The sequence below is a fragment of the Bacillus cereus group sp. BfR-BA-01523 genome (assembly GCF_022662615.1).
GTDB classification, from domain to species: Bacteria; Bacillota; Bacilli; order Bacillales; family Bacillaceae_G; genus Bacillus_A; species Bacillus_A mycoides.
In genome coordinates this window covers 88961-103219 of sequence record NZ_JAKUDX010000003.1, presented here as the reverse complement: position 1 = coordinate 103219, position 14259 = coordinate 88961, and the positions used below count along the sequence as shown (strand labels likewise).

Here is a 14259-nt window from a genome sequence, read left to right as displayed (position 1 = left end):
TATGAAAATTATTGTTCAAAAATTTGGTGGTACATCAGTACGTGATGACAATGGGCGCAAGCATGCGCTTCACCATATAAAAAAATCGTTAGCTGCTGGTTATAAAGTAGTTACTGTTGTATCAGCAATGGGCCGTAAAGGTGAACCGTATGCAACTGATACGTTATTAAGTCTTGTAAATCAAGAGGAACCTAATATTTCTAAACGTGAGCAAGATTTATTATTATCATGCGGAGAATTAATCTCAGCAATTGTTTTCTCTAACATGTTGAATGAGAATGGTATAAAAGCAGCAGCATTAAATGGTGCGCAAGCTGGTTTTGTAACGAATAATGACTTTACGAATGCTAAGATTATTGAAATGAATTGCGATCGTATACATGAAGAGTTACAAAATGTAGATGTTATCGTCGTGACTGGATTCCAAGGTCAAACGAAAAATGGAGATACGACAACACTTGGGCGCGGAGGTAGTGATACCTCAGCTTCAGCATTAGGTGTTGCGCTTCATGCTGAATATATCGATATCTTCACAGATGTTGAAGGTGTTATGACTGCGGATCCTCGTATCGTAAAAGATGCACGTCATCTTCAAACTGTAACATATAACGAGATTTGTAACATGGCTTATCAGGGTGCGAAAGTTGTTCATCCGCGTGCGGTTGAAATTGCGATGCATGCAAAAGTACCACTTCGTGTACGTTCTACGTATTCTGATAGTGAAGGTACGCTTATTGCGGCATATGATGGTGCTACAAAAGGGCAGGATGTAGAAGAACGTCCTGTTACAGGGATTGCCCATGTGTCAAACGTAACGCAAATTAAAGTGCTTGCAAAAGAAACTGCATATGATTTACAACAACACGTGTTTAAAGAAATGGCTAATGAAGGGATTAGTGTGGACTTAATTAACATTTCTCCTACTGGTGTAGCTTACACAGTAAAGGATAGTGTATCAGCGCGTGCAGTTGAGGTTTTAAAGCAACTTGGATATGATCCAGTGGTGACAGAGCATTGTGCGAAGGTTTCTATCGTTGGTGCTGGAATGGCAGGTATTCCAGGGGTTACAGCGAAAATTGTCACAGCTTTAGCGGAAAAAGGTATTCAAATTCTGCAATCAGCAGATAGTCATACGACAATTTGGGTTCTTGTAAAAGAAGCCGATTTAGTGGAGGCTGTGAATGCATTACATAGTGCATTTGAGCTTTCAAAAGAAAAGCAACTGGAACAATAAGGAGTGAGATCATGATAGATTTTGGGACAATTGCAACCGCGATGGTAACACCGTTTGATAAAAATGGTAATATCGATTTTGCAAAGACAACGAAATTGGTAAATTATTTAATTGATAACGGTACAACAGCAATCGTGGTAGGAGGGACGACTGGAGAATCTCCTACATTAACATCAGAAGAAAAAGTAGCGTTATATCGCCATGTCGTATCTGTTGTCGATAAAAGGGTGCCCGTCATCGCTGGAACAGGTAGCAATAATACGCATGCTTCTGTCGATTTAACAAAAAAGGCAACTGAAGTTGGTGTTGATGCAGTTATGCTAGTGGCACCGTATTATAATAAACCGAGTCAAGAAGGGATGTACCAGCACTTTAAAACAATCGCTGAAAGCACTCCGCTTCCGGTAATGCTATATAATGTTCCAGGACGATCTATTGTACAAATCTCCGTTGATACAGTTGTTCGTTTATCAGAAATAGAAAACATTGTTGCGATTAAAGATGCAGGCGGCGATGTATTAACAATGACAGAAATCATTGAAAAAACAGCGGACGACTTTGCAGTATACAGCGGTGATGATGGTTTAACATTACCAGCTATGGCAATTGGAGCAAAAGGTATTGTTTCTGTAGCATCTCATGTTATCGGGAATGAAATGCAAGAAATGATTGCTGCATTCCAAGCTGGAGAGTTCAAAAAAGCGCAGAAATTACATCAATTACTAGTAAAAGTAACGGATGCACTATTTATGGCGCCGAGCCCAACACCAGTAAAAACAGCATTACAAATGGTGGGATTAGATGTAGGTTCTGTACGTTTGCCACTTCTTCCATTAACGGAAGAAGAAAGAATAACATTACAATCCGTAATGCAATCTATTCCTCGTTAATAAAAATGACCTAGTGTGAAACTAGGTCATTTTTATTTTGACTAACTATATGTAAGTGATGAAAATTAGCTATAGTTAATAGGCTGTAATAAGAAGGGGGTGGCAGGGGGGAGAATTAGTAAGAAACTGATTACAGAGATAAGATTTTTTTAGTGAATATCGTTTCATGTTTATGTAAAGAATTTACATGAATATTTTTCCATCAAACTCTTATTACGTAGGGAAAATAGTAAAACTGATATGAATTTTGCCCTCTTAAATTATAATCTCATTTTAGTGTCTTCTCTTGTCTTTCGCATAATTTAACTTGTGTTCTATTTCTTGTATCAGTTATAATATGGCTAAGTAGCTTAGTACGGGTATGCTTAGCAAAATTGGTAAAAATTAAGATTTAATGAAATTTTCATATCATATCGAATAAGATATTTGATTTATATAATGAAAGAGAGGTGAAACCTGGTTTAAAAAATTAACAAGGACATGATATCGCATAACGGTAAGGACATTCGTCTTGGACGGTGAATATATGGTGGTTGTAGAGTTTCCCCTGGTGTCTCTGCAATTTTAGTGAAATCAGTGTTTGCAAGATTTTTAAACCAGGCAACAACATGAAGAGAAAAGAGAATGAGTCTGTTAAAGTATTTGCTCTTGGCGGAGTAGGTGAAATCGGAAAAAACATGTACTGTGTTGAAATTGATTCTGAAATCTTTATTGTAGATGCCGGATTGATGTTCCCGGGAGATGAAATGTTTGGGATTGATATTGTTATTCCTGACATTACATATTTAGTAGAAAATCAAGAGCGAGTAAAAGGACTATTTATTACCCATGGTCATGAAGATCATATTGGTGGAATTGTTTATGTGCTTCGTAAATTATCTATTCCAGTATATGCGACGAAATTAACGGTAGGACTTATACAAGAAAAGCTTGGCGAAGCAGGAATGTTAGGCCGTGTAGACTTAAAAACAATTGACTCGAATTCAACAGTAGAGTTTAATTCAACAAATGTGTCATTCTTCGGAACGACACATAGTATTCCGGATTCTGTGGGTGTTTGTTTCCATACATCAAAAGGTGCTGTAGTATATACAGGAGACTTTAAATTTGATCAAACTCCAATCGGAAATAGTGGAGCAGATCTTGGGAAAATGGCGCAAATTGGAAATGAAGGCGTACTTTGCTTGTTATCTGATAGTACAAACGCTGAACGTCCTGGTTATACAGGTTCGGAAAAAGAAGTAGGTATAGAGATTTCTAAAGTATTCTATAGTTCAGAAGGACGTATTATTGTTGCTTCATTTGCATCGAATGTACACCGTATTCAACAAGTGTTTGATGCAGCTGCTGAAACTGGAAGGAAAGTAGCGGTAGTAGGACGTAGCATGGTGAAAGTGGTAGATATTGCAAGACGTCTTGGTTATTTAGATGTTCCAGAAGGTATGGTTATTTCATTACAAGAAATAGACAATTTCCCGGAAAAAAAGGTAGCTATCTTAACGACTGGTAGTCAAGGGGAACCGATGGCAGCCCTTTCTAGAATGGCGAAACAAGCTCATAAACAAATTTCAATTCGTAAAGGTGATACTGTTATTATTGCAGCTTCTCCAATTCCAGGAAATGAAGTATCTGTATCAAAAATTATTGACTTGTTATTTAGATCTGGTGCTGAGGTTATTTATTACGGTGAAAGAAAAGTTCACGTTTCAGGTCATGGTAGCCAAGAAGAATTAAAGCTGATGATAAATTTAATGAAGCCGAAGTATTTTGTACCCGTACATGGTGAGTTCCGTATGCAAAAAGCACATGCGTATTTAGCGGAAGATGTAGGTATTGCGAGAGAGAATATCTTTATCGTAGAAAAAGGCGATGTAATTGCTTTTGGTGACGATGAAGCAAAATTAGCTGGTAAAGTGCAAGCTGGTAATGTTTTAATTGATGGATTAGGTGTAGGTGACGTCGGTAACATCGTTCTTCGAGATAGAAAGATGTTATCTCAAGATGGAATTTTAGTTGTTGTTGTAACACTTGGTAAGGATGAAAAGAAAATAATCTCTGGTCCAGAAATTATTTCACGCGGCTTTGTATATGTTCGTGAATCAGAAGCATTAATCGAACGATCCACAGATATTGTACGTATGATTGTTGAACAATCAATTAAAGAATATACAATTGAATGGTCTATGTTGAAACAAAATATTCGTGAATTATTAGGGCAGTTCTTGTACGAAGAAACGAAGAGAAAGCCAATGATTTTACCGATTATTATGGAAGTATAAAGAAGGTCACCTTTACAGGTGATCTTTTTCTTTTTTAACCCTATCGAATGAAATTCATAACTTAAGAAATAATAGTTATATACGAGTGAAAGGGGATGCGATATGACAGAACGTGATCGTTATACAAATGAAGAAAAAGAAGCTGAGCCGAAAGAAGTTCCAAAAGAGGCTTCTATAGTGGAGAAAATTCAGCAACTTGGACAGACAAATGTACCACAAATGAATGAATCGCGTATTCATTGCTTAACAATTGTTGGGCAGGTGGAAGGTCATATTCAGTTGCCACCACAAAATAAAACAACAAAATATGAACACATCATTCCGCAAATTGTCGCGATTGAACAAAATCCAAAAATTGAAGGTTTACTGTTAATATTAAATACAGTTGGGGGTGACGTTGAAGCTGGATTAGCGATTTCTGAAATGGTGGCTTCGCTTTCAAAACCAACTGTATCTCTTGTTTTAGGAGGAGGGCATTCAATCGGTGTACCGATTGCGGTCTCAACTGATTATTCATTTATTGCCGAAACAGCGACGATGACAATTCATCCAATTCGTTTAACAGGTCTTGTTATAGGTGTGCCACAAACATTTGAGTATTTGGATAAAATGCAAGAAAGAGTCATTCGATTTGTGACAAAGCATTCGAAAGTAACGGAAGATCGTTTTAAAGAGCTTATGTTTGCAAAAGGGAATTTGACGCGAGATATTGGGACGAATGTAATAGGTGGAGATGCAGTGAAGTATGGTCTTATAGATGGTGTCGGTGGTATTGGTAGCGCACTTCGAAAATTAAACGAATTAATTGATGAACGCAAGGATAATAGTACAGAAGGGACAATGCTACAATGATTTTATATACAATTATGCCAGAGCAGCTTGTGTATCCGGCCGATTATTCACAATGCGAAAGCCAAAAAGTTGTGAATATAAATGGCGTGGAATTAGTGGTTTCTGAGGAGGATAATCAATGTTACTCTATTGTACGTGTATTAAGTACGAATCCGTCTCACTACCTAGAGTTTGAGCCTGGACAGAAAATTACCTTTTAGCAAAAAGAAGGATTTTGTTTAGGAGCTATGGTATAATATAAAAAACAAGACGGTTGAGCAGCCATGAGTAGGCTGCTTTCTTCTGTTTATTTAACATTTTACAAGAAGTGTAAAAATAGAAGATATAAAGACCTGAAAAATAGAGAGAAAGACATGTAAGTAGATCTTTTTTATAAGAAAGTTGTACTTAATTTCTAGAACACGAGGTGAAGAAATGGCAAAACAAAAGCAAAGAGGGACGAAGGCTAAGGCAAGACGTACGATAAAGCCAACTTTGTATTATGAAATCGTCGGGTTGACTCTTTTTGCACTTTCGATTATTACGATTTTACAGCTAGGTGTTGTAGGGAAATCGTTTGTGTTATTTTTTCGCTTCTTCTTTGGTGAGTGGTACATAATTGGTGTGTTAGGTGTAATAGCTTTATCTGTTGCGTTTGTAATAAAGCGGGGATGGCCCAACCTTTTAAATAAACGGCTAATAGGTGTTTATTTAATTGTACTAGCAATATTAATGTTTAGTCATATTACATTATTTAACCTGCTTACGAAAGATGGAGCTGTGCAAAATACTTCTGTAATTGTTAGTACAAAAGATTACTTCTTCCTTGAAATGAAAAAGGGCCCGGATAGTGTTCATTTAGGTGGTGGTATGTTCGGTGCATTGATGTTCGCAACGTGCTACTTCTTATTTGACGAAGTAGGGGCATATATCATTGGAATTATTTTAGTTATTCTTGGAATACTTTGTATAACAAATAAACATATTGGAGAAGTACTTGCTCCGGTAGGGAGAATTCTTAGAAGTCAGTTTCAAGTAATGCAAGGGGATTATAAAGATTGGAAATCTCAAAGGGTCGCCGAGCAAACTGAAAAGAAAAAAACAACAAGAAGCAAGAGGCGTGAACGTGTTGCTGAACAAGAAGAAGCTATTGAGCCAGTAGAAGAAATAGAAATTGGTCCACCAATTATTTCGAATTTTACTGAGAATTATCCAGTACGTGAAGAGACGGAAAAGCAGATAGAAGAAAATGATTTAATCACTCCTCCGTTTATTGAAGAGGCAGTTCCGCCTGCGCCAGAAGAACAACCTCACAAGAAACGAGGAGAAAAAATCGTTGAATCGCTAGAAGGTGAAACGAAAGCACCTCCTATGCAATTTTCTAATGTGGAAAATAAAGATTATAAGCTTCCTTCGCTTGATATATTAAAGTTTCCCCAAAATAAGCAAGTTACAAATGAAAATGCGGAAATTTATGAAAATGCTCGTAAATTGGAACGTACATTCCAAAGTTTTGGTGTGAAAGCGAAAGTAACAAAAGTACATAGAGGTCCTGCAGTTACGAAATATGAAGTGTATCCTGATATGGGAGTAAAGGTAAGTAAAATTGTTAGTTTAAGTGATGATTTAGCGCTTGCTTTAGCAGCGAAAGACATTCGTATTGAAGCACCTATTCCCGGGAAATCAGCTGTAGGGATTGAGGTTCCGAATTCAGAAGTTTCTATGGTAACGCTGAGAGAAGTTCTTGATTCAAAGGCGAATAACCACCCAGAAGAGAAGTTATTAATCGGTCTTGGACGTGATGTTACAGGAGAGGCTGTATTGGCACGTTTAAATAAAATGCCCCATTTATTAGTAGCTGGTGCGACTGGTAGTGGAAAGAGTGTATGTATTAATGGAATTATTGTAAGTATTTTAATGCGTGCAAAACCGCATGAAGTAAAATTAATGATGATTGATCCGAAAATGGTAGAGTTAAATGTATATAACGGTGTTCCGCACTTATTAACACCAGTCGTAACTGATCCGAAAAAAGCATCACAGGCTTTGAAGAAAGTTGTGAGTGAAATGGAGCGTCGTTATGAATTATTCGCGCATAGCGGTACGCGTAACATTGAAGGATATAATGATTATATTAAAGAACATAATAGCCAATCGGAAGCGAAACAACCTGAATTACCATATATTGTAGTAATTGTGGACGAGTTAGCTGATTTAATGATGGTTGCTTCTTCGGATGTAGAAGATGCGATTATGCGTTTAGCGCAAATGGCACGTGCTGCTGGTATTCATTTAATTATTGCGACTCAGCGCCCGTCAGTTGATGTTATCACAGGTGTTATTAAAGCGAATATTCCATCGCGTATTGCATTTGCTGTATCTTCCCAAATAGATTCTCGAACGATTCTTGACGGTGGTGGTGCAGAAAAGTTGCTAGGTCGTGGAGATATGTTATTCATACCAATTGGTGCATCGAAACCTGTTCGTGTACAAGGGGCATTTTTATCAGATGATGAAGTTGAGAGAGTCGTAGAATCTGTTATTGCGCAGCAAAAAGCGCAATATCAAGAGGATATGATTCCACAAGATGTTCCTGAAACAAAGCAGGAAGTAGAAGATGAATTATACGATGAAGCGGTTCAGCTTGTAGTAGAAATGCAAACAGCATCTGTTTCTATGTTACAACGTAGATTTAGAGTAGGATATACGCGAGCAGCTCGTTTAATTGATGCCATGGAAATGAATGGTGTAGTAGGTCCTTATGAAGGTAGTAAACCAAGGGGAGTACTCATTAAAGATGTGCAAGAAAAAAGTTCTTAAAAAAAGCCTAATTGTTTTTACAATTAGGCTTTTTTATATGCTGTTTTTGTTATATACTATAGTCATTGGCTAAGAAAGGGCTTACATTTTTAAGGGTCCTTTAGAATACGAATGCTTATCGTTTTGGTTTTCAAAACGTTCGATATTTAATGTAGAAAAATGTTGAAATCTGTTGACACATATGGGAGCAAGTGGTAAGATTACTTCGAAAAGAATCACTGCCTCATATAATCTTGGAGATAAGGTCCATAAGTTTCTACCTGGCAACCATGAATTGCTAGACTATGAGGGGAAAAGTGTGTAACAAAGGATGTAAGGAATCTTTGTGCCGAACTTTTTCTCTATATGAGAAATGTTTATGGTACAAAGTTTTTTTTATGGAATAAAGTGTGAAAATTTCATCTTGAAAAATTATTAATATTTATTCGATAATTACGCTTATTTTTAGTATTTAGTAATTTATACTATGTTGTAAGTTGAAAAAAGAGAAAAGAAGTCTTACATCAGAGGTCGAATAATTGAAATGCGGGGGAGTCTTATGTCAGTAAAATCCGATAGTCGTCACCTATATTTGCGGGTGATTGATCACATCAAAGGAAAAATTAAAGATGGGGCTTACAAAGAAAAACAAAAGTTACCTTCAGAGTTTGATCTAGCGAAAGAACTTGGTGTAAGTAGGGCAACTTTAAGGGAAGCACTACGTATTTTAGAAGAAGAAAATGTTGTTATTCGTAGACATGGTGTAGGGACATTTGTAAATGCGAAGCCGTTATTTTCTTCCGGAATAGAGCAACTTTCTAGTATTACAGATATGATTTCTAGTGTGGGGAAAACGCCAGGAACAATCTTTTTATCATCATCTACAACAACTTTAACAGAAGAAGAAAAAGAGAAATTTAATTGTGAAGATGCTTTTAGCGCAGTAATGATTGAACGTGTTCGTACAGCGGATGGGGAACCAGTTGTATATTGCATTGATAAACTGGCAAAAGAGATATTACCAGATTTATCGGGATACAATGAGGAATCGCTGCTTACAGTAATACATAATAATACGCACAAGCGTATCACATACGCAGTTGCTCACATTGAACCGATTGGTTATCACCCGAAAATTTCACCGATTTTAGAATGTGAACCTGAAACGGCACTGCTAGTTTTAAAACAAATGCACTATGATCAAAATGATGAGCCAATCTTATATTCTATTAATTACTTTAGAGCTGATAAGTTTAGCTTCCACGTATTAAGAAAACGTATGTAGGGAAGTTCCTTTTTAGGGAGGTGACAGCAAGAAGTAAGGGACAGCAGCGTATGAATCATTAGACAAAACATTTCAGGAGGGGTTTCTAGTATGAAGAAAAAAACAGGTCTTTTATTATCGTTAACGTTAGCAGCAAGTACAGTGTTAGGTGCATGTGGTAACTCGGATAAAGCGGATAGTGACAAAAAAGGGGATAAAGAGTTTAAGGTTGGTATGGTTACAGATGTTGGGGGCGTTGATGACAAATCATTTAACCAATCAGCTTGGGAAGGTTTAACGAAATTTGGTAAAGACAACGATTTAAAGAAAAATGAAGGATATCGTTACCTTCAATCAAGTAAAGATGCTGATTACATTCCAAATTTAACGAAATTTGCGAAAGATAATTATAACACAACATTTGGTATTGGATACTTAATGGAGAAATCAATTGAAAAGGTGGCTGAACAGTATCCAAAAGAGCAATTTGCGATTGTAGATACAGTTGTAAAGAAGCCGAACGTAACAAGTATTACATTTAAAGACCATGAAGGTTCATTCCTAGTTGGAGCTGTAGCAGCGATGACAACAAAATCAAATAAAGTTGGTTTTGTTGGTGGTGTGAAGAGCCCGTTAATTACAAAATTCGAATCAGGTTTTAAAGCTGGTGCAAAAGCAGTAAATCCAAATATCGAAATTGTATCACAATATGCTGATGCATTTGATAAGCCAGAAAAAGGATCTGTATTAGCTTCAGCAATGTACGGTCAAGGCGTTGACGTAATTTACCATGCTTCAGGTGCAACTGGTAACGGTGTATTCACAGAAGCGAAAAACCGTAAGAAAAAAGGTGAAAATGTTTGGGTAATCGGTGTTGACCGTGACCAAAATCAAGAAGGCATGCCTGAAAACGTAACTTTAACTTCAATGGTAAAACGTGTTGATGTTGCAGTAGCAAAAGTAGCGCAAGAAGCGAAAGATGGTAAGTTAAAAGGCGGTAAAGTAGAAGAGTTCGGCTTAAAAGATGATGGCGTTGGTATTGCGAAAACAACTGATAATGTGAAAAAAGTAAACCCAGAAATTTTAACAAAAATAGAAGAGTTTGAGAAGAAAATCACTGCTGGTGAAATTAAAGTACCTGCGACTGATGATGAATATAAAGCATACGAAGCTGCTCTAAAGAAATAATGATAGAGCAATAGCAAAGGTTAGTTCTTAGAACTAACCTTTGCATATATAAAAATACTTTTAATAGAGTGTAATTAGGGAGTGTTCCCTGCTAGAAGGAGGAACAAAATGGAATACGTAATTGAGATGAACAATATTACAAAAGTATTCCCAGGCATTGTAGCGAATGATGATATTACGCTGCAAGTAAAACAGGGAGAGATACACGCTTTACTTGGAGAAAATGGTGCAGGGAAATCAACGTTGATGAATGTACTGTTCGGTTTGTATCAACCAGAACAGGGCGAAATTAAAATTAAAGGAAACCCTGTAAAAATTACAAATCCGAATATTGCAAATGACCTTGGAATTGGGATGGTCCATCAGCACTTTATGCTTGTTCATAATTTTACAGTTACAGAGAATATCATTCTTGGAAATGAGCCGAAGAGAAAAGGGAAAATAGCTGTTGAAGAGGCTGCAAAAGAAATTAAACAATTATCTGAACAGTACGGTTTAGCTGTTGATCCAAATGCAAAGATTGAAGATATTTCGGTTGGGATGCAGCAAAGGGTTGAAATATTAAAGACGCTTTATCGTGGTGCGGAGATTTTAATATTCGATGAACCGACTGCAGTGTTAACTCCTCAAGAAATTCATGAGTTGATTCAAATTATGAAAAAGCTTGTGCAAGAAGGGAAATCTATCATTCTTATTACACATAAATTAAAAGAAATTATGGAAGTTTGCGATCGTTGCACAATTATTCGTAAAGGTAAAGGAATTGGTACAGTTGACGTTGCGGAAATGGATGAACATAAACTTGCAGAATTAATGGTCGGACGTCAAGTGAATTTTAAAACAGAAAAAATAGGGGCCAAACCGAAAGAGGAGGTTCTGTCTGTTGCGAATCTTGTCGTTCATGATGCACGCCAATTACCTGCTGTAAAAGGCCTTGACTTAACTGTTCGTGCAGGAGAAATCGTTGGTATTGCAGGGATTGATGGAAATGGTCAAAGTGAATTAATAGAGGCGATTACTGGTTTACGAAAAGTTGAGTCAGGTTCTATTGCAATTAAAGGAAAAGAAATAACGAATTGGCCTGTTCGAAGAATTACAGAGGAAGGAATAGGTCATATTCCAGAAGACCGTCATAAACACGGGCTAGTTCTTGATTTTTCTGTTAAAGACAATATAGTTTTGCAAACATACTATAAAAATCCATTTTCAAAGAAGGGGATTTTAAACTTTAGCAAAATCACAGAGAAAGCAAAGGCGCTTATTGAACAGTTTGATGTACGTACACCTAGTGAACAAACATTAGCGCGTGCTCTATCAGGTGGAAATCAGCAGAAAGCTATCATTGCACGTGAAGTAGATCGTAATCCAGATTTATTAATTGCAGCACAACCAACACGTGGTTTAGATGTAGGTGCAATTGAATTTATTCATAAAAAATTAATCGAGCAGAGAGATAACGGGAAAGCGGTATTACTTCTATCGTTAGAACTGGATGAAATTTTAAATGTAAGTGATCGAGTTGCTGTTATATATGAAGGGAAAATTGTAGCAATTGTCGATGCGAAAGAAACAAATGAACAACAGCTTGGTTTGTTGATGGCTGGCGGAACGGAGAAAGAGAAGGTGAATACAAATGGCTAAAAAATTTTTAACGGAGCGAACAATTAACATTTTAGTTCCTGTATTATCCGTTATTTTTGGTTTACTTGTTGGTGCCATTGTAATGTTAGTTAGTGGATATGATCCAATTGTTGGGTATGCAGCGCTTTGGGAAGGAATGGTTGGAAATCCGCAGGCTATCGGTGAGACGCTACGTACGATGATTCCACTCGTGTTAGCTGGTCTGTCTGTTGCATTTGCGTTTCGTACAGGTCTCTTTAACATTGGGGTAGAAGGACAATTATTAGTTGGATGGCTTGCCGCTGTCTGGTTTGGATATGCAGTATCGTTACCAGCATTTTTGCATATTCCGTTATCTATTTTAGTAGCCGCGATTGCCGGTGGTTTATGGGGATTTATACCTGGATATTTAAAAGGAAAGCTTAAAGTAAATGAAGTAATTGTCACAATTATGATGAACTACATTGCACTTTATGTTACGTATGATCTTATTAAACGTTTTATACATGAAGGTAATGAGAAATCTTATGATGTACAAGCGAGTGCTTCATTAGCTTCTGATTGGCTATCTTCATTGACAGATGGATCTCGTTTGCACTGGGGAATTGTTGTAGCTATTTTAATTGCTATTGTAATGTGGTTCGTATTAGATAGAACTACGTTAGGATATGAGTTAAAATCGGTTGGTTTTAACCAAAATGCATCGCAATATGCAGGGATGAAAGTCTCTCGTAATGTTGTATTATCAATGACAATTGCTGGCGCTTTTGCTGGAATTGGTGGGGCAATGGAAGGTCTAGGAACATTCCAAAGTATGACGGCAATGACATCGTTTACTGGTATTGGATTCGATGGGATTGCGGTAGCTCTTCTTGGAGGAAATAATCCGTTTGGTATATTATTATCGGCTTTACTGTTCGGTGGTTTGAAAAGTGCAGCCCCGCAAATGAATTTTGAAGCAGATGTACCTTCTGAGTTAATTAATGTTATTATCGCATGTATTATTTTCTTTGTTGCTTGCAGTTATGTTTTACGCTGGGCACTTACACGCATGAGCAAGGAGGGGAAATAAATGAGCTTTATAGATATTTTAGCCATTCTTGTGACTGGTACGTTATATACGGCAGCGCCACTTATTTTTACGGCGTTAGGTGGAGTGTTCAGTGAACGTTCTGGGGTTGTAAATATAGCCTTAGAAGGTTTAATGTTATTTGGTGCATTTACTGGTATCGTTACAACGTTATTAATGGGTGATACGTGGGGAGCAATGACTCCTTGGATTGCACTATTATTTGCAGCTATTGGTAGTGGATTATTTGCACTTCTTCACGCAGTAGCGTCCATTACATTCCGCGCGGATCAAGTAGTAAGCGGAGTAGCGATTAACTTTTTGGCGCTCGGTTTAACAGTATTTGCGATTAAGAAAATCTTTGGTAAAGGACAGACTGATTTTATTCAATACCGAATTGAAAAAATCGATGTTCCAGGACTTTCGGATATTCCGGTAATCGGGAAAATCTTTTTCTCAAATGTACCGTTAACATCGTATATTGCCATTATTTTAGCATTTGTTGTTTGGTACATTATTTATAAAACACCGTTCGGTCTTCGTCTTCGTGCTGTTGGTGAACATCCAATGGCAGCAGATACGATGGGAATTAATGTATATAAAATGCGTTATATTGCAGTTTGTATATCTGGAATGTTTGCAGGAGTGGGTGGTGCGGTCTTCGCAATGTCGATTTCTGGTAACTTCTCAGGTGCTACAATTACTGGACAAGGTTTCTTGGCACTAGCAGCTATGATCTTTGGTAAATGGAATCCACTTGGTGCTCTTGGAGCAGCGCTGTTCTTCGGATTTGCTCAATCACTTGGGATAACAGGTGGTACAATTCCTATATTAAAAGAAATTCCAAGCGTATTCTTAACGATATTACCGTATGTATTTACAATATTAGCACTCGTTGGTTTTGTAGGCCGATCTGAAGCTCCGAAAGCATTAGGAACGCCTTATGAAAAAGGAAAACGATGAGTATTTAGAACGTATAAAAAAAGCTCGCACATTAGTGCGGGCTTTTTTACATAGAATATATTTAATACGGAATTTTACTATGTTCCTTACATATTAAAGTTTTTAGAAAGACTCAAATGTAA

Annotated in this window: 11 protein-coding genes and 1 riboswitch; all 11 genes read left to right on the top strand. The window is 37.1% G+C overall.

Annotated features, from left to right (window positions below; all coding sequences use genetic code 11):
- Window position 1: 1 nt before the first annotated feature.
- Window positions 2–1234: an aspartate kinase gene (gene dapG, locus MR066_RS08810; protein WP_002088068.1), complete on the top strand. Its 1233-nt coding sequence runs from the start codon at window positions 2–4 to the stop codon at window positions 1232–1234.
- Window positions 1235–1245: 11 nt separating this feature from the next.
- On the top strand, window positions 1246–2124 hold the full coding sequence (gene dapA / locus MR066_RS08805) for a 4-hydroxy-tetrahydrodipicolinate synthase (protein WP_002014579.1): 879 nt from the start codon (window positions 1246–1248) through the stop codon (window positions 2122–2124).
- A 608-nt stretch (window positions 2125–2732) separates the two neighbouring features.
- Window positions 2733–4403: a ribonuclease J gene (locus tag MR066_RS08800; RefSeq protein WP_002014581.1), complete on the top strand. Its 1671-nt coding sequence runs from the start codon at window positions 2733–2735 to the stop codon at window positions 4401–4403.
- Window positions 4404–4505: 102 nt separating this feature from the next.
- Entirely contained in the window at window positions 4506–5255 is a 750-nt protein-coding gene (gene tepA, locus MR066_RS08795; RefSeq protein WP_002014582.1) for a translocation-enhancing protein TepA, read from the top strand.
- On the top strand, window positions 5252–5455 hold the full coding sequence (locus MR066_RS08790) for a YlzJ-like family protein (protein ID WP_002088064.1): 204 nt from the start codon (window positions 5252–5254) through the stop codon (window positions 5453–5455). The genes tepA and MR066_RS08790 overlap by 4 nt, the downstream gene beginning before the upstream one ends.
- A gap of 214 nt (window positions 5456–5669) precedes the next feature.
- Window positions 5670–8054: a DNA translocase FtsK gene (locus tag MR066_RS08785; protein WP_002014584.1), complete on the top strand. Its 2385-nt coding sequence runs from the start codon at window positions 5670–5672 to the stop codon at window positions 8052–8054.
- Window positions 8055–8257: 203 nt separating this feature from the next.
- A riboswitch (purine riboswitch) is annotated at window positions 8258–8359 on the top strand.
- A 233-nt stretch (window positions 8360–8592) separates the two neighbouring features.
- Window positions 8593–9318 carry a GntR family transcriptional regulator gene (locus MR066_RS08780; RefSeq protein WP_002088063.1) on the top strand — a complete coding sequence of 242 codons (726 nt, stop codon included), beginning with the start codon at window positions 8593–8595 and terminating at the stop codon, window positions 9316–9318.
- Window positions 9319–9408: 90 nt separating this feature from the next.
- A complete protein-coding gene (locus MR066_RS08775; protein ID WP_002066754.1) occupies window positions 9409–10485 on the top strand; it encodes a BMP family lipoprotein in 1077 nt (358 codons plus the stop codon).
- 108 nt (window positions 10486–10593) lie between these two features.
- Window positions 10594–12126, top strand: coding sequence for an ABC transporter ATP-binding protein (locus MR066_RS08770; protein WP_002066755.1), 1533 nt, complete (start codon window positions 10594–10596; stop codon window positions 12124–12126).
- Window positions 12119–13177, top strand: a complete 1059-nt coding sequence (locus MR066_RS08765; RefSeq protein WP_002088061.1) for an ABC transporter permease — start codon at window positions 12119–12121, stop codon at window positions 13175–13177. Before MR066_RS08770 ends, MR066_RS08765 begins: the two co-directional genes overlap by 8 nt.
- The gene (locus tag MR066_RS08760) at window positions 13178–14137 is read left to right on the top strand and encodes an ABC transporter permease (RefSeq protein ID WP_002066758.1); all 960 of its coding nucleotides are present in this window, start codon (window positions 13178–13180) and stop codon (window positions 14135–14137) included. It abuts the gene before it with no gap.
- Window positions 14138–14259: the final 122 nt, after the last annotated feature.